Here is a 22,395-nt window from a genome sequence, read left to right as displayed (position 1 = left end):
CAGGGACAATCCGGTTGTCCTGCGTTCTGTTTTCCTGTTCCGGTACTTCTTAAAAGCCGTATTGTTTCAGTAATTCCGGTGTGATTTTGGCGCCTGTATTCCTGTGTGCAGTGTCCGGTTCTGCCGTGTTTTGGGAAGGGGGAGGCATTTTTATCAGGGTTTCAATGTATTTCCCCACGCAGTCATTTTCCAGGTTGACCCTGCAGCCGGGTTTCAGGGAGCCAAGGGTGGTGCGGGAGGCTGTATGCGGAATCAGGGATACGCTGAAATCCCGTTCCCGTACCCGGGCAACCGTAAGGCTGACGCCGTCTATGGCGATGGAGCCCTTTTCAATGATAAGACGCAGGATAGACGGGGCGCAGCAGATGGTATACCAAAGGGCATTGCCGTCGCGCCTAATACTGGTAATGGTCCCGGTGCCGTCAATATGGCCGGTTACAATATGTCCGCCGAACCTGCCGCCGGCCATCATGGCCCTCTCCAGGTTAAGGAGGCTTTTAAGGGGCAGCTGTCCCAGGCTGGAACGATTCAGGGTTTCGGGCATCACATCCGCGGAAAAACAGCCGGAGTCAAAGGAAGAGGCCGTAAGGCAGACGCCGTTGACAGCAATGCTGTCCCCTTTTTTTATATCCTCCAGAATCCTGCCGGCCTTGATGACCAGGCGGGAACCGGATGCACCCCCCTGAACAGACACCAGAATTCCGGTTTCTTCTATGATTCCTGTGAACATGGCCTAACCTCCCCTTCTATGAGAATATCTTCATCCAAAGCCGTGATTCTGGTCTTTCCCAGGGTGAAGCCCTGGTATGGAAATTGTACGCCGCTGCCGCCCACCGGTGTTTTGGCGGATGCGCCCCCAAAGAGTTTTGGGGAAATGTAGGCCTGGACCCTGTTTACAATTCCCTGGGAAAGGGCGGACCAGCTGAGGGAGGCCCCGCCTTCCAACAATATGCTGTCAATGCCCATCCGCCCCAGATGTTCTGTCAGCGCATTCAGGTCCGTGTGCCCCTCCCTGGACGGAAGGAGGAGGATTTCACAGCCCTTTTCCTCATAGGGAAGCCATGCCTTCCTGTCAGCACAGCAGGTAGCCAGTATGGTCCTGGCCTGGGAACAGGTGGCGGCAACCTGGGAGTCCGGCGGCGTGCGAAGCCGTGAATCACAGATAATCCGGACCGGATTCCTGGTATCCGGGAGGCGGCAGGTAAGGAGGGAATCATCGGCCAGTATGGTTCCCACCCCGCACATGACAGCGGAATACCTGTTTCTGTCCTCATGGACCCTGCGGCGTGAGCGCTCTCCGGTAATCCACCGGGAATGTCCGGCGCAGGTGGCTGTCTTGCCGTCCAGCGTCATGGCATATTTCATGACCACAAAAGGGCGTCCGGTCTTTATATAGTGGAAGAATACATGATTGATTTCCCTGCACGCCTCTTCCAGCACGCCTTCTGTTACCTCTATGCCATGGCTTATTAAAATTTCTGCGCCCTTGCCGGATACCATGGGATTGGGGTCCTTTGTACCAATCACAACCCGCCGGATGCCGCTTTTCACGATGGCGTCCGTGCAGGGAGGGGTCTTGCCGTGGTGACAGCAGGGCTCTAAGGTTACATACAGGGTGGCTCCCCTGGGAGATTCGGTCAGGGATGCCAGGGCGTTCCGTTCAGCGTGGGGACCGCCGAAACAAAGATGGCAGCCCTGCCCGATGATGCGGCCCTCCTTCACAATGACAGCCCCTGCCATGGGATTGGGGCTGACTCCTGCGCGGCCCTTTTCCGCCAGTTTCAGTGCCATGGACATGTAATCAGTATCGTTCAATACAGCGCCTCCTTTACATAATACGGGACCTGCATGGGGCTGCCATGGTCCGTCCCTGGTTGATTGCCGTGAATCCTGCAATAAAAAATGCCTTGAACCGTATCGTTCAAGGCAGAACATATGAAGCCGCCGGCACAGGATTATGTGCCTGCAAAAAAGATATAGGGAACATGGGAGACACACAAAAGCCCTGGAATGATAGTCATTCCAGGGCACTGTCGGTCAGCCATGGGAAGCGGGTAAACGCATCCATGCCATTCTTTTATCTTCTTTCATCCAGACTGTACTGTCGGCTTCGGAGTTTCACCGAATCATGCCTTGCGGCTCGTGGGCTGTACCACCGGTAGGGAATTGCACCCTGCCCTGAAGATATGATTCAATTGAGTGTTATTATAAACACTGTATGGCGGTATGTCAAGAAGGATTTTCGTCATGGGTGCATGGATTTGGAGTTATCCGGAAAATGATGGAGGGCAAACTTGGGAAAAACCAGGAATAACTGTTAAATGTTAGAACGCATTGTGATATAATAAAACCATGAAAGCAAACCATGGAAGCAGGCGTGAGCCTGCGCTGTCAGAACAGGAGGATGGGCGTATGAAGGAAGGAAAGAAACTCATTGTGACCATTGGCAGACAGTACGGCAGCGGCGGCAGTGAAATCGGCTCCAGGCTGGCCAAGGAACTGGGAATCCATTTCTATGACAAGAATATCCTGCGCATGAATTCAGACCAGAGCGGCATCAAGGAGAGCTATTATTATCTGGCAGATGAGAAGGCAGGTAACAAGCTCCTGTATAAGATTGTCAAGAGCCTGACTCCGGAAAAGGGGAGCCCTTCCTTTGGTTCCGACCTGGTGTCGGCGGACAATCTGTTCCGGTTCCAGTCTGAAGTCATACGCAAGCTGGCAGCGGAGGAGAGCTGCGTCATCATGGGACGCTGCGCTGATTATGTGCTGGAGGGCACGGAAGGGCTGGTAAGGGTATTCCTGTATGCGGACATGGAATACCGGGAAAAGCGAATCAGTGAACTGGGGTATTATGAGCCTAAGGATATCAGGAAGAACATCAAGCGCATTGACAGGGAACGAAGGGATTACCACCGGTACTATACGGGCCGGGACTGGGAGAATGTGGAGAATTATGACCTGATGCTGAATACGGCATCCCTGGGAACAGAGGGGGCCATGGAGGCTATACGGGCTTATTTGCGGATTAAGGAGTATGAACTGTAATGAGCTGTAAGGGAGCAGGCTGATGCCTGCTCTCTTTCTGTGCGTTTCCGGTTTAGAGCATGATTGAAAATGTATGCATATAATAGGATGGTCAGTATTATATTTAGGTAATGAAAAGAAATTGCGAGGTATTACATGGCAACCAATCCAGAACGGACATCCAGTGGACTGCTGCAGATTAACGTAATCAACATACAGAACAATTTTCCCATACAGAACGCCAGGGTCACCATCAGCTATAAAGGAGAACCGGACCGTACAGTGGAGCAGCTGACTACCAACAGCTCCGGTCAGACAGAACAGGTGCAGCTTCCGGCTCCCCCTGTGGAATACAGCCTGGAACCGAGTATTATCCAGCCCTATTCGGAATACAATGTGATGGTGGAGGCAGAGGGCTTTGAGCCTCTGGCCATATCCGGCACCGAGATACTGGCAGACGCAACGGCCATCCAGCCCGCCGGCATGACGCCGGCTGGCGGGGAAACGCCTCCCGAAGACCCGGTGGTAATACCGGACCATACCCTGTATGGGAATTATCCTCCAAAGATAGCGGAAGCAGAGATAAAGCCAGTGAACGAAAGCGGGGAAATCGTACTCAGCCGGGTGGTGGTGCCTCAGACTGTGGTGGTCCACGACGGGGTTCCCACGGACAGCACGGCCAAGGATTATTATGTGCCCTACAGGGACTACATAAAGAATGTGGCTTCCAGTGAAATCTATTCCACCTGGCCCAGGGCTACCATAACAGCCAATGTGCTGGCAATCATGTCCTTTACCCTGAACCGTGTATACACGGAGTGGTACAGGAACCAGGGCTATGATTTTACCATTACATCCTCCACTGCCTTTGACCACAAGTGGATATACGGGAGAAATATATTTGAGAGCATCAACCTGATAGTGGATGAGATATTTGACAACTACCTGTCCCGTCCCGGGGTGAGACAGCCTATCCTGACCCAGTACTGTGACGGACGCCAGGTCCAGTGCCCCAACTGGATGACACAGTGGGGCTCCTGTTCCCTTGGAGAGCAGGGGTACAGTCCCATTGAGATTCTCCGTCATTTTTACGGGGACAGCATCTATGTGAATACGGCGGAGCAGATATCCGGGATTCCGGCCTCCTGGCCGGGAAATGACCTGACCATAGGAAGTTCCGGGGATAAGGTGCGGCAGATGCAGGAACAGCTGGATGAAATCGCAACGGTTTACACAGCCATTCCCAGGGTGACGCCTGACGGGATATACGGCACCAGGACAGCCAATGCGGTGCGGGAATTCCAGTCCATTTTCGGACTGCCCCAGACAGGGGTGGTGGACTTTGCCACATGGTATAAAATATCGCATATCTATGTGGGAATTACCCGGATTGCGGAGCTGGTGTAATGAATATGACAGGGTAATATGGTGAAATCGGTTTAGGAGCAGAGAACTTTTGCCGGCGCCGGAGAGGAAGGATGGGAGGCGGAAATTCCCTATAAAGAGCAACGGCCTGCGTATAAAAGGCAGCCAATAACGCTTCAAAGACAGTCATGAAAGACGGTTGTCAAAGACATGGGCAGGACACTGATTTATGGGTCCTGCCCTTGCTGTATCCTGCCTTTTTGTACTAAAAAAATATTTGATTAATACAAAAAAATTTAGCATTCAAAGTCATTGCAAATTCATATGAAATACAGTATAATCTTTACAATTTGGGCTGAGGTCACCAGGCCCATAACCAAACACATGAGAAAGGACAGGTACCCCCCATATGAAAGCATACCTCATACTGGAAGATGGAACTGTATTCACCGGGACAAGTATTGGTTCCCAGCGAGAAGTCATCAGTGAAATCGTGTTTAACACATCAATGACCGGTTATCTGGAAGTGCTGACCGACCCGTCTTACGCAGGACAGGCCGTTGTCATGACATATCCCCTTATTGGCAATTATGGAATCTGCCATGAGGACATGGAGTCAGCAAAGCCCTGGCCGGATGGCTATATTGTAAGAGAATTATCAAGAATCCCCAGCAATTTCAGAAGCGAGGATACCATTCAGAACTTCTTAAAAGAACACGACATTCCCGGTATCTGCGGTATCGATACAAGAGCCCTTACCAAAATATTAAGAGAAAAAGGCACCATGAACGGTATGATTACTACAAAGGAATATACCGATTTCAGCGAGCCCATAAAACGCATGAAGGAGTATATTGTGACCGGCGTAGTGCTTAAAACCACCACAAAGGAAAAATATGTCCTTCCCGGAACCGGTAAGAAGGTTGCCCTCATGGATTACGGCGCCAAGAGAAACATTGCCCGCTCCCTGAATCAGAGGGGATGCGAAGTAACTGTATATCCGGCTGATACTCCCGCAGAGGAAGTACTGGCAGGAAACCCTGACGGCATCATGCTCAGCAACGGCCCCGGGGACCCGAAGGAAAACACAACTATTATCAGAGAAGTGAAAAAACTGTATGAGTCAGATGTTCCTATTTTTGCCATCTGCCTGGGACACCAGCTCATGGCCCTTGCCAACGGCATGGATACCCATAAATTAAAATATGGACACAGAGGCGGAAACCATCCGGTAAAGGATTTGGAGACCGGAAGGGTTTATATTTCCTCCCAGAACCACGGCTATGTGGTGGATACGGACAACCTGGACCCATCAGTGGCCGTACCGGCATTTGTCAATGTAAATGACAGCACCAACGAGGGCTTAAAGTACGTTGGCAAGAATATCTTCACGGTGCAGTACCACCCGGAAGCATGCCCGGGACCCCTGGATTCCGGTTACCTCTTTGACCGTTTTCTTAAAATGATGGAGGTGAATGACTAATGCCAAAGAATCCTGATATCAAAAAAGTACTGGTGCTTGGCTCCGGCCCCATTGTCATCGGACAGGCAGCAGAATTCGACTATGCAGGCACCCAGGCCTGCCGTTCCCTGAAGGAAGAGGGAATTGAGGTGGTTCTCCTCAACTCCAACCCTGCCACCATTATGACAGACAAGGACATTGCGGACCGGGTCTACATTGAGCCTCTTACCGTGGAAGTGGTGGAACAGCTTATATTAAAAGAAAAACCGGATAGCGTACTGCCCACCCTGGGCGGACAGGCAGGGCTTAACCTTGCCATGGAGCTGGAGGATGCAGGCTTCTTAAAAGAACACAATGTGCGCCTGATTGGCACCACGGCCCTGACCATCAAGAAGGCAGAGGACCGCGAGATGTTCAAGGAAACCATGGAAAAGATTGGGGAACCAGTTGCTCCCTCTGATATTGTGGAGGATGTAAAGCATGGTCTGGAGGTTGCCGAGCGAATCGGTTATCCGGTTGTGCTTCGTCCGGCATACACCCTGGGAGGTTCCGGCGGCGGTATTGCAGACAACCGGTCGCAGTGCGCCGAAATCCTGGAAAACGGACTTCGCCTTTCCCGTGTGGGACAGGTGCTGGTGGAGCGCTGCATCGCAGGGTGGAAGGAAATTGAGTACGAGGTAATGCGCGACGGCGCGGGCAATGTAATCACTGTTTGTAATATGGAGAATATTGACCCTGTGGGCGTTCATACAGGCGACAGTATTGTGGTGGCCCCCTCCCAGACGCTGGGGGACAAGGAGTACCAGATGCTCCGCACCTCTGCCCTTAACATCATCAGCGAGCTGGGAATCACCGGCGGCTGCAATGTGCAGTATGCCCTGAATCCGGACAGCTTCGAGTACTGCGTTATCGAGGTAAATCCCCGGGTTAGCCGTTCCTCCGCCCTGGCAAGCAAGGCAACGGGATATCCCATCGCCAAGGTGGCTGCCAAGATTGCCCTGGGATATACCCTGGACGAAATCAGGAATGCGGTTACAAAAAAGACATATGCAAGCTTTGAACCCATGCTGGATTACTGCGTGGTCAAGATGCCAAGGCTGCCCTTTGATAAATTTATCAGCGCCAAGCGTACCCTGGGCACCCAGATGAAGGCCACAGGTGAGGTCATGAGTATCTGCACCAATTTTGAAGGTGCGCTGATGAAGGCCATCCGTTCCCTGGAACAGCATGTGGACTGCCTGCTGTCCTATGATTTTACAGACCTTTCCGATGAAGAGCTGACAGAGGAATTATCCAGGGTGGATGATATGCGCATCTGGAGAATTGCAGAGGCACTGCGCCGCGGATTCACCTATGAGCATATCCATGACATCACCAGGATTGATTTCTGGTTCATTGACAAGCTGGCTATCCTGGTGGAGATGGAAGATGCCCTGAAGGCAGTGGGAGCCGGAGAAAAGCAGCTGACCGTGGAACTTCTGACTGAGGCCAAGAGAATTGAGTATCCTGACAATGTCATAGCAAGGCTTACAGGCATTTCCCAGGAAGAAATCAAAAAGCTGCGCTACCACAATGATATCCGCGCGGTTTATAAGATGGTGGATACCTGTGCGGCTGAGTTTGCAGCCGAGACCCCCTACTATTACTCCTGCTTCGGCGGTTTTAACGAGGCGGAGCAGACCGGCGGGCGCAAAAAGGTGCTGGTGCTGGGTTCCGGCCCAATCCGCATTGGACAGGGAATTGAGTTTGACTTCTGTTCTGTCCACAGCACCTGGGCTTTCAGCAGGGAAGGCTATGAGACTATTATTATAAACAATAACCCGGAAACCGTCAGCACGGATTTTGACATTGCGGATAAGCTGTATTTTGAACCCCTTACCCCGGAAGATGTGGAGAGCATTGTGGATATTGAGAAGCCGGATGGCGCGGTGGTCCAGTTCGGCGGCCAGACAGCCATCAAGCTGACAGAGGCCCTGATGAAGATGGGGGTTCCCATTCTGGGCACGGCGGCAGAGGATGTGGATGCGGCAGAGGACAGGGAGCGTTTTGACGCTATCCTGGAGCAGTGCAATATCCCAAGGCCGGCGGGCCACACCGTATTCACGGCAGAGGAGGCCAAGGAAGCAGCCAATAAGCTGGGCTATCCGGTGCTGGTAAGACCGTCCTATGTACTGGGCGGACAGGGGATGCAGATTGCCATCAGCGACGAGGACATTGATGAGTTTATCGGCATCATCAACCAGATTGCCCAGGAGCATCCGATTCTGGTTGATAAATATATTATGGGCAAGGAAATCGAGGTGGACGCCATCTGTGACGGCACCGACATCCTGATTCCAGGCATTATGCAGCATATTGAGCGTACCGGTATCCACTCCGGCGACAGTATCTCCGTGTACCCGGCCCAGGATATCAGCCAGCATAACATTGACACCATTGTGGACTACACCGAGAAGCTGGCAAGGGCCCTCCATGTAAAGGGCATGATTAATATCCAGTTTATTGTGGACGGGGACGACGTATATATCATAGAGGTGAACCCGCGTTCCTCGCGTACGGTTCCCTATATCAGCAAGGTAACCGGAATCCCCATTGTTCCGCTGGCCACTCAGATTATCTGCGGCCACACCATCCGGGAGCTGGGCTACCAGCCTGGATTACAGCCGGCAGCTGATTATATTGCCATCAAGATGCCGGTATTCTCCTTTGAAAAGATTCGCGGTGCTGACATCAGCCTTGGACCTGAGATGAAGTCCACCGGCGAGTGCCTGGGAATTGCAAGGACATTCAATGAAGCGCTCTACAAAGCATTTGAGGGCGCAGGCATCCGCCTTCCGAAATACAGGAAAATGATTATGTCCGTGCGCCACAGCGACCAGGAGGAGGCAGTGGACATTGCCCGCAGGTTTGCTGCTGTGGGATATCAGATATTTGCCACCAGAGGCACGGCAAGGACACTGAATAAGAACGGCGTAAAGGCCTACGAAATCCGCAAGCTGGAGCAGGAATCCCCCAATATCCTGGACCTGGTGCTGGGCCATCAGATTGACCTGATTATCGACATCCCGGCCCAGGGTGCAGAGCGCAGCCATGACGGCTTCATCATCCGCCGCAATGCCATTGAGACAGGCGTCAATGTCCTGACCTCCCTGGATACGGCCAATGCGCTGGTAACCAGCCTGGAAAACCGGGCCAAGGAGCTGACGCTGATTGATATTGCCACGGTAAAGAATGCCTGAGGGAATGGAAACACGCTAAGGAGAAGGCTATGATAGTTGAACAGAAATTGCAGGAAATGGGACTTGAGCTTCCGGAGCTCCCTAGGCCAAACGGATTGTATGTACCCGCAAGAAGGGTGGGAAATCTGATTTATATTGCAGGCCAGACCCCGGATATCCATGGAGTGCGCCAGGTGGTGGGTGTTGTGGGGGAGGATTTGACCATAGAGGATGGCCAGAGGTCCGCCCAAATCTGCGCTCTGAATATTCTGTCTGTTCTGAAAACGGAACTGGGCGATTTGGATAGAGTGAAACAGTTTGTACAGATTATCAGCTATGTACGCTGCGCCAAGGGGTTTGGAAATCAGCCTTTGGTCATAGACGGGGCATCCGGACTGTTCCGTGATTTATATGGGGAAGCAGGAATCGCTGCAAGGCTTGCCATTGGAGCCAATGAGCTTCCGGGCGGCAGCGCCACGGAAATACTGGCGGTAGTGGAAGTAAAGGAAGATTGATGGGTCCTCCATCAGGGTAAAAGGATTGGCGGTTAAGCAGATGTAAGCAGAGTCTGGTTTGACCGGATAGGAGCCTGGGGACTCCGGTTTGTTTAAACCGGAGTCCCCGGGCTTTTCATGTCTTTGCCGGGTACCAGCCATGGGCTGGTTCCTGTTTTCCGGCGGGATGGCTGTTTTTGGAACGGGGGATAGCCGCAGAGGGGGTTATCCGATATAATGGAAGCATGAAGATTGAATGCTGGTTCTGAAAAACGGCAGGGATGCGTATGGAGGGAAAGAAATGACGCAGACCGGAGATGAGAAGAAAGAGAGTTACCGTAAAATGCTGGAAATTATGGGATGCCCATGTCAGGTGATTGACCGCAGGGGAGCGGAACAGCCCCTGGAGGAACTTTATCTGGAGAAGAGGGAACAGGGAAAGAGGGATGGATTTGTTCCTCTGTTCATTTATCCGGATGAAAATTTTATAGACATGGTGACAACGAACCTGGCGGAATCGTCCATGGAAATGCCGGAGTCCTTATTGGGAAGGTTTGAGGACGGAGAAGCGGCGGAGCATTTCCAGGAGGATACGGATTATCTGACCAGACAAAAATCAGATGTCATACTGGCGGAGATTCCGGTGGACCAGCCCTGGAAGGTGCTGGGCTGGCTTCCCTTTGGCGGATGGAACCAGTGTCCGGACAGCGGCAGAATGCTGGCATTTGCAAAACGGTGGTATGAAATGTGGGGAGCTGTGCCGGCTGTTATGGGTGCCGATACCCTGCAGTTTTATGTGGATACACCGGTGGCAGACCAGGAACAGGCCGAGAAGCTGGCTATGGAACAGTTCGGCTTCTGCTTTACGGAGGAGGTCATGACCCTGGCAGGGTCCCTGTCCAGGTCCCATGTATGGTTTTTCTGGTGGGATTGATGGAGGATGGAGAAATGGAAAAAGTGGCGGGAAACCGCTGCTTTTTTATTTTGGTGCAAACAAAGGTATTTTATGAAATATCTGTGAATTTCAGTTTGATTTAAGCCAGGGCCGTTATACTTCTGGAATCAGATGAAAATCTGAAATAAAGCGGAAAGTAGGAGATTACAATGAAAAGAAATCCAGCAAGGATGTTACTGTGTGCAGGTCTGTGCGCGGCGGCTGTGATTGGTACCGGGGTGATGAGCTACGCGGCATCATGGTCATCCTCTGGTTCAGAAACAGCACAGACAGATAACAGGATGACTCCCCGGGATGACGGGAGTGTAATGGCTAAAATAACTGCGGCAGGCGACGGCTCATTGACCGTGACATTTGCCTTAAAGCCGGAACAGAGGGATGGTGACGGAACCGGTCCTGCAGAAGACAGGGCGCCGGACAGGGAATCCCCGCCGGAAAAACCGGCAGAAGGGGAGACACTGCCGGAAAAACGGGCAGATGGAGAAACTCCGCCGGAAAAACCGGCGGATGGGGAGAACCCTCCTGCACAACCTGAAGAAGAGGGGACCATGCCTGCAATGCCGGAGGGCGGGAATCCCTGGGACAGACAGGGGAGCGGAGGTATGACAATGGAATTCAGCACGGATGAAACAACCGTTTATCTGACCGGTTCCACTGTCATTACAAAAGGAATGGAGGGCCGGGAAGGTACGGAATCTGATTTGGCAGTTGGAAGCATTGTAAGAATGATATTGGAGGATACACAGATTATCAGTATTGACATCATGGAATAGTCATGGAGGAAATGCAGGAACTGGCGCAGGGATGCATATACGGCATTCCTGTGCCGCCGGGACAGAGGATTACAGGATTAAAAGGAGTATATTCATGAAAAAAGGAGTATTTATTTTGGCAGTGCTGGCTGCTGCGGTTCTGGCATCCGGCTGCGCAGGTCAGGGGAAAGAGGATGCCGCGGCTTCTGATACCGTTGAAGCACCGGAAGAAAGCAGCAATGCGGAGGCGACGGAAATCATTGGTATGGTGAAGGAAATTTCTGATTCACAGATATCCCTTGTTACCGGAAGACCTGGCCCCAGAGGCGGCGGGCAGGGGAAGGGTGATGCGGGAAAAAGGATGGACGGGGAAGAGACTGACGGCGGACCTGATGAGGCAGGCACAGACCGTGTCCCGGACACCCAAGAAGCCGGAGACGGGCCGGAAAAGGGGGCAGGAGGCAGACCTGGCCGGAGAGATAAGGGCGGTGAAACGGGAAAAGGCCGGAACCAGAATGAGGCCGGAAGCAGGGGCCCGGACAAACACACAGGGGATGGCAAAGATTCCGCCGCCGCTGTGACAATCCTGTTGTCCTCTTCCACTGAGGTTATGGATTCGGAGGGAAAAGCCGCTGATATAGCAGAGGTAAAAGCCGGGGACATGGTTTGTGTGGAAACAGATGCCGCCAATATTGCGGTCAGGATTACCATAAAGTCCGGCTCAGGGCAAATGGAGAAAGAGATACAATAGATGCATATACCCCGGAGACTGGCTATTGTATACAAAAAAATATACGGCTCCATGGTGTATTTTTTACAAAGTTTACGGCGGCGCCAAAAAACTTCTGACATCGACACCCTTTTAATGATACAATATATGTATTATAAAATAAGGGAAGTAGGCGGTAAAATATGTATCAGAAAGGTCAGTATATCATATACGGCATCAGAGGCGTCTGCGAGGTGATGGATATCATCAAAATTGACAGGCCTGACGGTCCGAAGGGCCGGCTGTATTATGTACTCCGTCCCTATTATCAGCAAGACAGCAAGATTGTGACGCCTGTGGATTCGGAGAAAACCATAACCAGGCCGCTTCTTTCCAAAGAAGAGGCCCTTGAACTGATTGACGAAATCTCTGATGTGAAGGAGATGGAGGTGACCAATGATAAGCAGCGGGAGGAACGGTATAAGGAAGCCCTTAAGACCTGTGACTGCCGGGTGTGGATTAGCATGATAAAGGCGTTGTACCTGCGCCGGAAGGACCGCATGGAGCAGGGAAAGAAAATGACGGACCTGGACGAGCGGTATTTTAAGACGGCGGAGGATAATCTGTACTCTGAGCTGGCCCTGTCCCTGGGGATGCCCAAGGAGGAGATGGTCAGCTATATTACCGAGCGGGTGCTGGCGGAGGCGTGATGACGCTGCGGAGGCATAGGGCTTCACATGTCTTCCGGCTATATATCTGCATGTCTGCCGGATTCTGCCAGATTAAAAGTATACGGACAGCAAAATAATAACAGAAACAATTACAGAAACAATTACAAAAAGAATCCATCAACCCCTATTGTTCTTAAGGGATGAATGGATTCCTTTTTGTTGTTTACGTACGGTTATCTGGCAGAACCAGGGTCTTTATTCAATTACCGTGCCTGCATGTCCCTTCAGGCTTTCTTTTGCCTTATCCAGGGAGGTGATGATGGCTTTCCTGCCTTTGCCGCTCTCCAGGAAATCAATGGAGGCAGATACCTTTGGCAGCATGGAGGCAAATTCGAACTGGCCCTGGCTGATATAATCCCTGGCCTGGTCTATGGTCATGCGGCTGATGGGCTGTTCCTGGGGAGTACCATAGTTTAAGGTCACGTTGTCCACGCTGGTAAGTATCATCATCACATCCGCGTCAATCTCTTTGGCCAGCAGTCCGGTGGCAAGGTCCTTCTCAATGATGGCGCTGGCGCCCCTTAGGTTATAGCCCTGCTCCATAACCGGAATGCCGCCTCCTCCGCAGGCAATGACAATCTGGTCCGCATCCATAAGGGCCTTGATGGCATCAATCTCCACTATGGCAACGGGATGGGGGGATGCAACGATTCTGCGGTAGCCGCCTTCCACTTCTGTCACATGGTTGCCCTTGGCTTCCTCAGCATCAGCTTCCTCCTTGGTCATAACACGTCCGATGACCTTTACAGGGGTATAGAAAGCCTCATCATATGGGTCCACTGTCACCTGGGTCAGTACAGTGCTTACTGGTTTGTAAATGCCTCTTTTAATCAATTCAGCCCGGATTCCGTTCTGAAGGTCGTATCCGATATAACCCTGGCTCATGGCAGAGCAGACAGACATGGGAGCCTGACTATAGCCGTCATGCTGTTTGCCGAATTCATTCATGGCCGTGTGAATCATGCCTACCTGGGGAGCGTTGCTGTGTACAATGGCTACCTGCCACCCCTCCTGGATGAAATCAGCGATGATTTTGGCGGTTCTCGCCACAGCTGCCTTTTGTTCAGGAAGATTGGTTCCCATATCTTTGTGGCCAATGGCCATTACGATGCGTTTTTTCGCCATAATCCATACCTCGCTTGTCTTTTAAATTGTCATATAAATTAAGTTTATTATAGGGTAATATGGGAAAAAATGCAATGAAAAGAGTAAAAAGATGGTGGCAAAACACATGGAGCCATGCTATACTGTCAGCAGAATAAGAACGCAGAATAAAAACACAGAATAAGAACAGAAGGACAGGGAGCGTATGAGGGATGAAAAGCAGCTTTTGCCCGCAGGATGGCAGAAGCGTGTACTGGCGGCAGCGGCAGCGGCGCTGGCCGGCAATCTGCTGGTAAAGGTTATACCATGGCCGGGCAGTCTCCTCTCATCTTACGAGGAGGCCATGAGTCCGGCTGTATCCCAGGGAGCAGGCTTTTTGTGGATGACACTGGTCCTGGCCCCTGTTCTGGAGGAGGGAGCCTTCCGCCTGGTCCTGTACGGATGGCTCAGGCGCTTTATGGCTTTTCTTCCTTCAGCAGTCATATCATCCCTGGCCTTTGGCATATATCATGGAAACTGGATTCAAGGCACTTATGCATTCCTGCTGGGAATGGTGCTGGCATGGGGCTATGAAAGCAGTGAATACCGCAGATATCCCATGGCAGTATTGATGCATGGGGCCGCTAATCTGGCAGCCCTGGCAGTATTTGGCTAAGCGCTCATAAACGAGCCACTGCGCTAAGCTCGAAAGGACCTCGCTAAGCGCCAGTGACATGTATCGCGCGTAGGAGACCAAAAGACGGTCTCTAAGCGCTCATAACGAGCCACTGCGCTAAGTTCGAAGGGACCTCGCTAAGCGCCAGTGACATGTATCGCGCGTAAGAGACCAAAGGACGGTCTCCAAGCGCTCATAACGAGGAGGTAGAAACGTGAAGTTATTGACTGTGGCAATCCCCTGTTATAACTCGGAGAGCTATATGGAGCACTGCATCAACACCCTGCTTACAGGCGGGGAGGAAGTGGAAATCATCATTGTGGATGACGGTTCCACAAAGGACAGGACGGGGGAGATTGCAGACCGGTATGCCCGTGAATATCCAACTATCTGCCGTGCCATCCACCAGGAAAACGGCGGGCACGGGGAGGCTGTGAATACAGGACTTAAAAATGCCACAGGCATTTTCTTTAAGGTGGTGGACAGCGACGACTGGGTCAATGAGGAGGCGTATGAGCAGGTTCTTTCAACCCTGAGGCGCTTTGTATACGGAGGAGAGACGCTGGATATGCTGGTTACCAACTTTGTCTATGAAAAGGAGGGCGCCAGAAGGAAAAAGGTGATGAAATATCACACGGCGTTTCCAAAGGACAAGGTATTTGGATGGAATGACGTGAAGTTCTTCATGACAGGGCAGTATATCCTGATGCATTCTGTTATTTACAGGACAGGGCTGCTTATCCAGTGCGGGCTGGAGCTGCCCAAGCACACCTTTTATGTGGATAATATTTTTGTGTACCAGCCACTGCCCCATGTGAAGCATATCTATTACCTGGATGTGAACTTCTACCGTTATTATATCGGGAGGCAGGACCAGTCAGTCAATGAAGAGGTGATGATTGGCCGCATTGACCAGCAGATTCGGGTCACCAAGCTGATGCTGGGGTATTATGACGCCATGAAGATAAGCAGCAGAAAACTGCGTCATTACATGATACAGTATCTGGAAATCATGATGACCATCTGTTCTGTCCTGGCCATCAAATCCGGGACAGAAGAAAACCTGGAGAAAAAGAAGGAGCTGTGGCAGTATCTGAAAAAGCAGAACCTTCCTCTGTTCCTGCGGCTCAGGATGGGTTTCCTGGGACAGGGATGCAACCTTCCGGGCAAGGGCGGAAGGGAACTGCTGATTCTGGGATATAAAATAACGCAGAAATTTTACGGTTTTAATTGACATCTTTTTAACGGAGTAGTATAGTATAGCCGGTATCAGGAAATTTCCATATGTATGGAGGTCTTATAAAATGGTAAAAGAATTTTTGAAGTGTAATTCAATCAGGGAACGGATTCAGTTTCTTGCCAACACTGTCCTTAAGGACTGGGATGACGGAGAGCTGGATACAGTCATGGACATCATGGGACTATCTAGGGAAGGTATGGAGGCGCCGGAAGACAAAATCAGCGCCATTGAAAAATACCTGGCTGACTATAAGCACGAAGTAGAGATGAGGGGCAGCATTGACGGCTCCAGGGTTGACAGTATACCTGCAAAGGACCAGGGAAGCACCCTGTTCGAAGGCCCTTCTGAAGCGGAAGTGGTGAACAAGATGCTGAATCCTTTTTCCAAGGAGCAGTAACCCGGGAGCACCGGGAATCCGGCAGCACTGGGAGTCCGGGAGCACCGGGAGTCCGGGAATCCGGCATCATCCAATCAAAAATTGATATGAAAATCCATGGAAATCCCGTTGGCAGGGAGGGCCATGGATTTTTTGGTTTCCCGCCAATGGGACAGCATGGCGGGAGATGGGGCAGAGATGGAACGCAGCTAAGATTTTTATCTGAGATAATAGAAAAGAGAGGAACAGAGGTTGACGCAGGAAAACCGCTGTACGCCGGCTGGTAATCACATACCGGCGTACAACGGTTTTGGTTTTTTTGTCCATCTAACTGAGGGCCTTCTGGGTGACCTTCTTGTCTTCTGCGGACCAGTTGTATCCGTAGACGATTCCGTAAATCACATACGCCATAATGGCTGCGCCTACCATGTCGATGACCGAGTGCTGTTTTAAGAAGACAGTGGACAGGCAGATGGAAACCATAAGGATGGCTGAACCGGCCCGGACCCAGGGATATTTCTTAAGCGACCCGCTTTTCATGATGGCGATGTGGGTGCCGATGGAGTTGTATACGTGGATGCTGGGGAATACGTTGGTAGGCGTATCCGTCTGGTACAGGGCTGCAACCATGCTGGAAAATATGTTCTTGCCCGGGTCAATGGCCGGTCTGAAATCTGTGCCGTTGTGGAAAAAGGTACAGATAATCAGGCTGATGGTCATGCCTGAGAACAGGAAGGTGCAAATCCTGTAATAGTCTTCCTTATTGCGGAAAAGGAAGAAAACAATGGTTCCCGCCACGTATAAAAACCACATCATGTAGGGAATAATAAAATATTCGTTGAAGGGTATGAAGTCGTCCAGGGCAACATGCATCACATGGTAATGACGTGTGACCGTCCGTTCCAGGTAACAGAACCATGGGAGATAAATGAAGCCGTAACACAGCAGCCATGCATGTTTGTACCTGGATAAAAATGTTTTAATACTTTTCATGATACCAGCCTCTTTCTCACATTTGAAGACCTGATAATATGCGGCTAAATATAAACAAATTGTTAATAATGTGTTAACGTTTAGAGATTATAGCACAGTAAAAAAGGAAAAACAAGGGGAGTAACGAAAAGTTAATAAAGTTTCAGAAAGCATTATAATATATGACGAAAAACAACTTTTATTTTTAAATTTTGTGTGCTATATTTAAAGCATGAAATAAATTTACATGAGACAGGCGGAATATGATATGGGAGAGACACGAAGCGCGTTGGGAGTCATCTGCTCCTCCTATGATGAATTTTTTGAAGCAGAGAAAAAGATAGCGGATTATATGATGGAGCATAAGGCGGAAGTGGTGGACATGACAGTGGGAGAGCTGGCCAGGGCCAGCGGGACCAGCGACGCCACGGTATCCCGTTTCTGCAGGCGGTGCGGTTTTAAGGGATTCCACAGCCTGAAGCTGGCATTGGCCAGGGAGGTGCTGGAAGAAGAACACAAGGACAGGAACGTGTCCAATGACATTGACCGCAGCGACCTGAGCCAGTCCCTTCAGAACATATTGGCCAATAAGGTGGCGGAGCTGACAGAGACAGTGAACATGATGGACCCTGCCAATCTGGAGCATATTCTGGACAAGCTGGAGCACGCCCGCATGGTGCAGCTGGCAGCTGTGGGCAACACCATTCCTGTGGCGCTGGACGGAGCCTTTAAATTCAACCAGCTGGGAATCCCGGCCGTGGCAGGAGATATATGGGAGACCCAGACAGCCTATACCTTTAACCTGGGACCGGAGGATGTGGTTATGGTTATATCCAATTCCGGCAGTTCCAAGCGTCTTCAGACCCTGGCGGAGGGGGCAAAGGAAAACGGATGCACGGTCATCCTCATTACCAACAATGGAAATTCGCCTCTGGCCGGAATAAGCGACTATAAGATTGTTACCGCCACCAGGGAAAAGCTGCTGACAGAAGAATTCTGGTTTTCCAGGGTCACGGCCACGGCGGTCATGGAGATACTGTACCTGCTGCTGATGGCAGGCATGAAGGAATCCGTGGAGCATATACGGCGTCATGAAAAAGCCATATCACCAGATAAGAAGTAATGATTCATACAGAGGATAAAATAGAAAATAATGCACAAAAAACAGACGGCTTTTTACAGAAACAGGCCGTCTGTTTGTATATTGCGACGAAAAAATGTATGAAACATATTTTCTTACAAAATACTATTGACGAAAATATGATATCGTATTATGATATAGACAACATAAGAAATAAAATTTCATGAGAAGGCGGTGCAGAGATATATGATTTACACAGTAACATTTAATCCGGCACTGGACTATGTGGTGGCAGTGGAGCATTTCACACTGGGAAGTGTAAACCGGACCATCAGGGAAAACATCTTTTACGGGGGTAAGGGCATCAATGTTTCGGCGCTTCTGGCAAACCTGGGATATAAGAGCACGGCTCTGGGATTCATAGCCGGGTTCACAGGACAGGAGATTGAGAGGGGCGTCCGGAGCCTGGGCTTTGACTCTGACTTTATCCGGGTGGAGAAGGGTATGTCCCGTATCAATGTAAAACTGAAGTCAGACCGGGAAAGCGAGATTAACGGCATGGGACCGGAGATTACGGCCGGTGATGTGGAACAGCTTTTTCAGAAGCTTTCCTATTTAAAAGAAGGAGATGTGCTGGTCCTGTCAGGAAGCATACCGGCAGCCATGGACAATGATATCTACCAGAGAATCATGGAGCGCCTGGACGGCAGGGGAATCCGCATGGTGGTGGATGCGGAAAAGGATTTACTCTTAAAGGTTTTAAAGTACCATCCCTTCCTTATCAAGCCAAACAACCATGAGCTGGGACAGATGTTCGGACTGGAGCTTAAGACAGAAGAGGAAATCATTCTCCATGCCAGGAAGCTTAAGGAACAGGGGGCAGTGAATGTACTGGTATCCATGGCAGGGGACGGAGCCATCCTGGTGGCTGAGGACGGCAGCGTATACCGCCAGGGAGTTGCCAGGGGAATTGTGAAGAATTCCGTTGGAGCCGGGGATTCCATGGTGGCAGGCTTCATAGCCGGATACCTGGAAAAAGGAGATTATGCATACGCCCTGAAGCTGGGAACAGCCTGCGGCGGCGCGACTGCATTTTCCGACGGCATAGGAACCAAGGATGAAATTATGAGACTCTTAAACACACTTTAATCGGTCAGGAGGGGCGCATTTATGCGGATTACAGAGTTATTAAAGAAAGAGAGCATTGAACTGGGCGTAAAGGTTTCCAATAAGGAGGAGGCCATTGACAGGCTGGTATCCCTGATGGATGCAGGCAAAAGGCTTAAGGACACAGACGGATACAAGAAGGGCATACTGGCAAGGGAAGCCCTGGGCAGCACGGCCATTGGTGAGGGAATCGCCATTCCCCACGCAAAGGTGGAGGCGGTAAAGGAGCCCGGGCTGGCAGCCATGGTTGTGCCGGAGGGGGTTGATTACGACGCCTTTGACGGTTCCCTTGCAAACCTGCTGTTCATGATTGCAGCGCCTGCTGAGGGGGCAGACGTGCACCTGGAGGCATTGTCCCGCCTGTCCACCCTGCTTATGAATCCCGGATTCAAGGAAGGGCTGATTGGGGCTTCGGATAAGGAGGAATTTTTACGCATCATTGACAGGGCTGAGGTGGAGCGTTTTGGGGCGCCTGAGGGAGAGGCGGACCGGAATGCAGAAGCGGATGTGAAAACAGCCTCCGGATACCGGGTCCTGGCTGTCACGGCCTGCCCTACCGGCATTGCCCATACCTATATGGCGGCTGAAAACCTGGAGAATACAGGAAAGAAGCTGGGAATTTCGCTGAAGGCTGAGACGGATGGTTCCGGCGGCGCCCAGAACGTGCTCACCAGGGATGAGATTGCAGCGGCGGACGCCATCATCATTGCCGCGGATAAGAATGTGGAGATGGCCAGGTTTGACGGCAAGCCGGTTATCATGGTTCCTGTAGCTGACGGCATTCACAAGGCAGAGGAACTGATTAAACGGGCAGTGGACGGCACCGTGCCTGTATACCACCACACAGGGGCTGCCGGAGACGGGTCTGTATCCGACAGCAATGACAGCATTGGACGCACCATTTACAAGCACCTGATGAATGGCGTTTCCCATATGCTTCCCTTTGTAATCGGCGGAGGAATCCTCATTGCCCTGGCGTTCCTGTTTGACGATTATTCCATTAACCCGGCTAACTTTGGTAAGAATACGCCTTTGGCCGCTTACCTTAAAACCGTAGGAGAGCAGGCGTTTGGAATGATGCTTCCTATCCTGGCTGGTTTCATTGCCATGAGTATTGCGGACCGTCCGGGACTGGCAGTGGGCCTGGTGGCAGGACTGATTGCCAAGATGGGCGCTACGTTTGCCAATCCCGCCGGGGGCGATGTGAACGCAGGCTTCCTGGGCGCCCTGTTTGCAGGCTTTGTAGGCGGATACATTGTAGTGGGATTGAGGAAGCTTTTTTCGAAACTGCCAAAGTCACTGGAAGGCATTAAGCCGGTGCTGCTGTATCCGGTTATCGGCATCTTCCTGGCAGCTGTGGTCACCACCTTTATCAACCCGTATATGGGGATGATTAATGACGGCCTGACCCGTTTCCTGGGAGGAATGGGAGGCACCAGCAGAGTTGTGCTGGGCATGGTATTGGGCGGCATGATGTCCATTGATATGGGCGGTCCCTTTAACAAGGCAGCCTATGTGTTCGGAACAGCGCAGCTGGCGGAAGGCAACTTTGAGGTCATGGCGGCTGTCATGGCAGGCGGTATGGTGCCTCCCATTGCCATTGCCCTTTGCACCTCCTTCTTTAAGAAAAAATTCACGGCAAAGGAGCGCCAGTCCGGTATTGTCAACTATGTGATGGGCCTGTCCTTTATCACCGAGGGAGCCATTCCCTTTGCGGCCCAGGACCCTCTGCGGGTGATTCCTTCCTGTATCATCGGTTCCGCGATTGCAGGCGGTCTTTCCATGGCCTTCGGCTGTACCCTCAGGGCGCCTCACGGCGGTATCTTTGTACTTCCGACCATCGGGAATCCATTTATGTATCTGGCTGCGGTGGTTGTGGGAGCAGCGGCCGGATGTGTGATTCTGGGGATGCTTAAAAAGAACGCAGAGGAATAGGAACGCAGATTAAAGCGGCGGTGCAGACCAAAGGGGAGTATTTGGTCATACAAATATAAAAGATATTGGCGGCAGTCCCGGTTCTTTGACCGGGGCTGCATTTTTTGACATTCAGATACAGGTATGCTATAGTAAACCACATGGAGATTAAGATTAACGATTATTATGAGCCGGACCATTTCCGGGCAATCTGCGAGGATAATTATAATATTTCACGGACCTGTGAATACGAGAAGAATGAGATGCACCACATCCATAATACCAGTGAAATTCTCCTGGTGGAGGACGGGGCGGCGGATTACTACATCTCAGGCAGAAAGTACCATGTGGAGCCCTATGACATACTGGTCATAGGAGCCATGGAGCATCATCTCAGGCGGATTGACAGGCTGCCGTTTTCAAGATACGGCTTCACGGTCAAACCAACCTACTACAGGAGCACTGTATTGGACAGCGACCTGCAGAAGGTGTTCAACACGCCCACACCGGAGGAGTTTGTCCAAAATTATAAGAATGTGGACCGGGCCGTGTTCGGACAGTTAATTGATATGCTGTGCTGCCTGAAGGCGGAGGACGCGGTGCATAAGCCCTTCCGCTCCCAGATTCAGCGGACCATTGTCACCCAGATTGCGGTGCTGCTGTTTCGGACCTTCCGAATCAAACGGAGCGAGTCCGGTATCTCGCCGTCCAATGCCAGGATGCTGGAAATCAAGGAATACATAGACACCCATTTTAACGAGGAACTGAACCTGAACATGCTGGGTGAAAAATTTTTTCTTCACCCATCCACCATCAGCAAGGATTTCACCAAGTACTGCGGATACAACCTAAACAAGTATATCAACACGGTGAGGGTCTGCGAGGCAGCCAGCTTATTGGAAAATAATAGTGATAGCGTGGCGGTGATAGCGGAAAAGTGCGGTTATGACAGTGTAAACACATTTTTAAGGCAATTTAAATCAATCATGGACGTATCTCCCCTCCAATACCGTAAATCTGTACATGAATGGTGGGAAACAAGCAGGAGAAGCAGAAGAAAGTAGCTGGTGATTTTTGGACGCCAGCTGCTATTTTTATGCAGATTTTTACAACAGGACAAAGAAATGGTGATTTTTGACTAAATAATAATCACATTCCGCAGGGCACTTGATG

The 22,395-nt window shown here is 51.1% G+C and carries 20 protein-coding genes and 1 riboswitch; of the genes, 16 read left to right on the top strand and 4 right to left on the bottom strand.

Features of this window, described 5'->3' with window-relative positions; translation table 11 throughout:
• Window positions 1-49: 49 nt before the first annotated feature.
• Both FGS84_RS14905 and ribD read right to left on the bottom strand, forming a co-directional pair.
• Window positions 50-730, bottom strand: coding sequence for a riboflavin synthase (locus FGS84_RS14905; RefSeq protein WP_138309338.1), 681 nt, complete (start codon window positions 728-730; stop codon window positions 50-52).
• Window positions 712-1,815, bottom strand: a complete 1,104-nt coding sequence (gene ribD, locus FGS84_RS14900; RefSeq protein WP_138309337.1) for a bifunctional diaminohydroxyphosphoribosylaminopyrimidine deaminase/5-amino-6-(5-phosphoribosylamino)uracil reductase RibD — start codon at window positions 1,813-1,815, stop codon at window positions 712-714. Before ribD ends, FGS84_RS14905 begins: the two co-directional genes overlap by 19 nt.
• Window positions 1,816-2,075: 260 nt before the next feature.
• Window positions 2,076-2,190, bottom strand: a riboswitch (FMN riboswitch).
• 222 nt (window positions 2,191-2,412) lie between these two features.
• On the opposite strand from ribD, the gene FGS84_RS14895 reads away from it, so the two are divergent.
• The 9 genes from FGS84_RS14895 (at window position 2,413) to FGS84_RS14855 (ending at window position 12,692) form a co-directional block, all read left to right on the top strand.
• Window positions 2,413-3,048, top strand: a complete 636-nt coding sequence (locus tag FGS84_RS14895; RefSeq protein WP_138309336.1) for a cytidylate kinase-like family protein — start codon at window positions 2,413-2,415, stop codon at window positions 3,046-3,048.
• A gap of 135 nt (window positions 3,049-3,183) precedes the next feature.
• The gene (locus tag FGS84_RS14890) at window positions 3,184-4,434 is read left to right on the top strand and encodes a peptidoglycan-binding domain-containing protein (RefSeq protein WP_138309335.1); all 1,251 of its coding nucleotides are present in this window, start codon (window positions 3,184-3,186) and stop codon (window positions 4,432-4,434) included.
• 367 nt (window positions 4,435-4,801) lie between these two features.
• Window positions 4,802-5,875: a carbamoyl phosphate synthase small subunit gene (locus FGS84_RS14885; protein ID WP_138309334.1), complete on the top strand. Its 1,074-nt coding sequence runs from the start codon at window positions 4,802-4,804 to the stop codon at window positions 5,873-5,875.
• Window positions 5,875-9,093, top strand: coding sequence for a carbamoyl-phosphate synthase large subunit (gene carB / locus FGS84_RS14880; RefSeq protein WP_138309333.1), 3,219 nt, complete (start codon window positions 5,875-5,877; stop codon window positions 9,091-9,093). Before FGS84_RS14885 ends, carB begins: the two co-directional genes overlap by 1 nt.
• Before the next feature lie 29 nt (window positions 9,094-9,122).
• Window positions 9,123-9,587 carry a RidA family protein gene (locus FGS84_RS14875; RefSeq protein WP_138309332.1) on the top strand — a complete coding sequence of 155 codons (465 nt, stop codon included), beginning with the start codon at window positions 9,123-9,125 and terminating at the stop codon, window positions 9,585-9,587.
• Between the two features lie 235 nt (window positions 9,588-9,822).
• Window positions 9,823-10,500 (top strand): DUF4253 domain-containing protein, encoded by a 678-nt coding sequence (locus FGS84_RS14870; RefSeq protein WP_138309331.1) that lies wholly within the window; start codon window positions 9,823-9,825, stop codon window positions 10,498-10,500.
• A 170-nt stretch (window positions 10,501-10,670) separates the two neighbouring features.
• Window positions 10,671-11,294 (top strand): hypothetical protein, encoded by a 624-nt coding sequence (locus tag FGS84_RS14865; protein ID WP_138309330.1) that lies wholly within the window; start codon window positions 10,671-10,673, stop codon window positions 11,292-11,294.
• Window positions 11,295-11,388: 94 nt separating this feature from the next.
• Window positions 11,389-12,024 (top strand): hypothetical protein, encoded by a 636-nt coding sequence (locus FGS84_RS14860; protein WP_138309329.1) that lies wholly within the window; start codon window positions 11,389-11,391, stop codon window positions 12,022-12,024.
• Window positions 12,025-12,185: 161 nt separating this feature from the next.
• Entirely contained in the window at window positions 12,186-12,692 is a 507-nt protein-coding gene (locus FGS84_RS14855; protein WP_138309328.1) for a CarD family transcriptional regulator, read from the top strand.
• 216 nt (window positions 12,693-12,908) lie between these two features.
• Here FGS84_RS14855 and arcC read toward each other — a convergent pair whose 3' ends face one another.
• Window positions 12,909-13,838 carry a carbamate kinase gene (gene arcC, locus FGS84_RS14850; protein ID WP_138309327.1) on the bottom strand — a complete coding sequence of 310 codons (930 nt, stop codon included), beginning with the start codon at window positions 13,836-13,838 and terminating at the stop codon, window positions 12,909-12,911.
• A 184-nt stretch (window positions 13,839-14,022) separates the two neighbouring features.
• On the opposite strand from arcC, the gene FGS84_RS14845 reads away from it, so the two are divergent.
• The 3 genes from FGS84_RS14845 (at window position 14,023) to FGS84_RS14835 (ending at window position 16,109) form a co-directional block, all read left to right on the top strand.
• Window positions 14,023-14,472: a CPBP family intramembrane glutamic endopeptidase gene (locus FGS84_RS14845; RefSeq protein ID WP_138309326.1), complete on the top strand. Its 450-nt coding sequence runs from the start codon at window positions 14,023-14,025 to the stop codon at window positions 14,470-14,472.
• Window positions 14,473-14,686: 214 nt separating this feature from the next.
• Window positions 14,687-15,706: a glycosyltransferase family A protein gene (locus FGS84_RS14840; RefSeq protein WP_138309325.1), complete on the top strand. Its 1,020-nt coding sequence runs from the start codon at window positions 14,687-14,689 to the stop codon at window positions 15,704-15,706.
• A 70-nt stretch (window positions 15,707-15,776) separates the two neighbouring features.
• On the top strand, window positions 15,777-16,109 hold the full coding sequence (locus tag FGS84_RS14835) for a hypothetical protein (RefSeq protein ID WP_138309324.1): 333 nt from the start codon (window positions 15,777-15,779) through the stop codon (window positions 16,107-16,109).
• A gap of 306 nt (window positions 16,110-16,415) precedes the next feature.
• Here FGS84_RS14835 and FGS84_RS14830 read toward each other — a convergent pair whose 3' ends face one another.
• Window positions 16,416-17,081: a phosphatase PAP2 family protein gene (locus FGS84_RS14830; RefSeq protein WP_138309323.1), complete on the bottom strand. Its 666-nt coding sequence runs from the start codon at window positions 17,079-17,081 to the stop codon at window positions 16,416-16,418.
• Between the two features lie 247 nt (window positions 17,082-17,328).
• Here FGS84_RS14830 and FGS84_RS14825 point away from each other — a divergent pair, with 247 nt between their 5' ends.
• The 4 genes from FGS84_RS14825 to FGS84_RS14810 all read left to right on the top strand — a co-directional run bounded on the left by FGS84_RS14825 (window position 17,329) and on the right by FGS84_RS14810 (window position 22,286).
• Window positions 17,329-18,183, top strand: a complete 855-nt coding sequence (locus FGS84_RS14825) for a MurR/RpiR family transcriptional regulator (RefSeq protein WP_138309322.1) — start codon at window positions 17,329-17,331, stop codon at window positions 18,181-18,183.
• Window positions 18,184-18,387: 204 nt separating this feature from the next.
• Entirely contained in the window at window positions 18,388-19,290 is a 903-nt protein-coding gene (gene pfkB / locus FGS84_RS14820) for a 1-phosphofructokinase (RefSeq protein ID WP_138309321.1), read from the top strand.
• 21 nt (window positions 19,291-19,311) lie between these two features.
• Window positions 19,312-21,243, top strand: coding sequence for a fructose-specific PTS transporter subunit EIIC (locus tag FGS84_RS14815; RefSeq protein WP_138309320.1), 1,932 nt, complete (start codon window positions 19,312-19,314; stop codon window positions 21,241-21,243).
• A gap of 140 nt (window positions 21,244-21,383) precedes the next feature.
• Window positions 21,384-22,286, top strand: coding sequence for an AraC family transcriptional regulator (locus tag FGS84_RS14810; protein ID WP_138309502.1), 903 nt, complete (start codon window positions 21,384-21,386; stop codon window positions 22,284-22,286).
• Window positions 22,287-22,395 lie beyond the last annotated feature (109 nt).

Source organism: Clostridium sp. 1001271st1 H5 (assembly GCF_005845215.1).
Lineage (GTDB): Bacteria > Bacillota > Clostridia > Lachnospirales > Lachnospiraceae > Enterocloster.
This window is presented reverse-complemented; position numbering and strand designations above follow the sequence as displayed.

Bases quoted from the DNA above. Each gene is read 5' to 3' on its own strand.
- FGS84_RS14905 (WP_138309338.1), bottom strand. From the start codon at position 730: ATGTTCACAGGAATCATAGAAGAAACCGGAATTCTGGTGTCTGTTCAG.
- FGS84_RS14865 (WP_138309330.1), top strand. From the start codon at position 10,671: ATGAAAAGAAATCCAGCAAGGATGTTACTGTGTGCAGGTCTGTGCGCG.
- FGS84_RS14845 (WP_138309326.1), top strand. From the start codon at position 14,023: ATGAGGGATGAAAAGCAGCTTTTGCCCGCAGGATGGCAGAAGCGTGTA.
- arcC (WP_138309327.1), bottom strand. From the start codon at position 13,838: ATGGCGAAAAAACGCATCGTAATGGCCATTGGCCACAAAGATATGGGA.
- FGS84_RS14855 (WP_138309328.1), top strand. From the start codon at position 12,186: ATGTATCAGAAAGGTCAGTATATCATATACGGCATCAGAGGCGTCTGC.
- FGS84_RS14835 (WP_138309324.1), top strand. From the start codon at position 15,777: ATGGTAAAAGAATTTTTGAAGTGTAATTCAATCAGGGAACGGATTCAG.
- FGS84_RS14810 (WP_138309502.1), top strand. From the start codon at position 21,384: ATGGAGATTAAGATTAACGATTATTATGAGCCGGACCATTTCCGGGCA.
- FGS84_RS14875 (WP_138309332.1), top strand. From the start codon at position 9,123: ATGATAGTTGAACAGAAATTGCAGGAAATGGGACTTGAGCTTCCGGAG.
- FGS84_RS14860 (WP_138309329.1), top strand. From the start codon at position 11,389: ATGAAAAAAGGAGTATTTATTTTGGCAGTGCTGGCTGCTGCGGTTCTG.
- FGS84_RS14890 (WP_138309335.1), top strand. From the start codon at position 3,184: ATGGCAACCAATCCAGAACGGACATCCAGTGGACTGCTGCAGATTAAC.
- FGS84_RS14885 (WP_138309334.1), top strand. From the start codon at position 4,802: ATGAAAGCATACCTCATACTGGAAGATGGAACTGTATTCACCGGGACA.
- FGS84_RS14825 (WP_138309322.1), top strand. From the start codon at position 17,329: ATGGGAGAGACACGAAGCGCGTTGGGAGTCATCTGCTCCTCCTATGAT.
- pfkB (WP_138309321.1), top strand. From the start codon at position 18,388: ATGATTTACACAGTAACATTTAATCCGGCACTGGACTATGTGGTGGCA.
- carB (WP_138309333.1), top strand. From the start codon at position 5,875: ATGCCAAAGAATCCTGATATCAAAAAAGTACTGGTGCTTGGCTCCGGC.
- FGS84_RS14870 (WP_138309331.1), top strand. From the start codon at position 9,823: ATGCTGGTTCTGAAAAACGGCAGGGATGCGTATGGAGGGAAAGAAATG.
- FGS84_RS14830 (WP_138309323.1), bottom strand. From the start codon at position 17,081: ATGAAAAGTATTAAAACATTTTTATCCAGGTACAAACATGCATGGCTG.
- FGS84_RS14815 (WP_138309320.1), top strand. From the start codon at position 19,312: ATGCGGATTACAGAGTTATTAAAGAAAGAGAGCATTGAACTGGGCGTA.
- FGS84_RS14895 (WP_138309336.1), top strand. From the start codon at position 2,413: ATGAAGGAAGGAAAGAAACTCATTGTGACCATTGGCAGACAGTACGGC.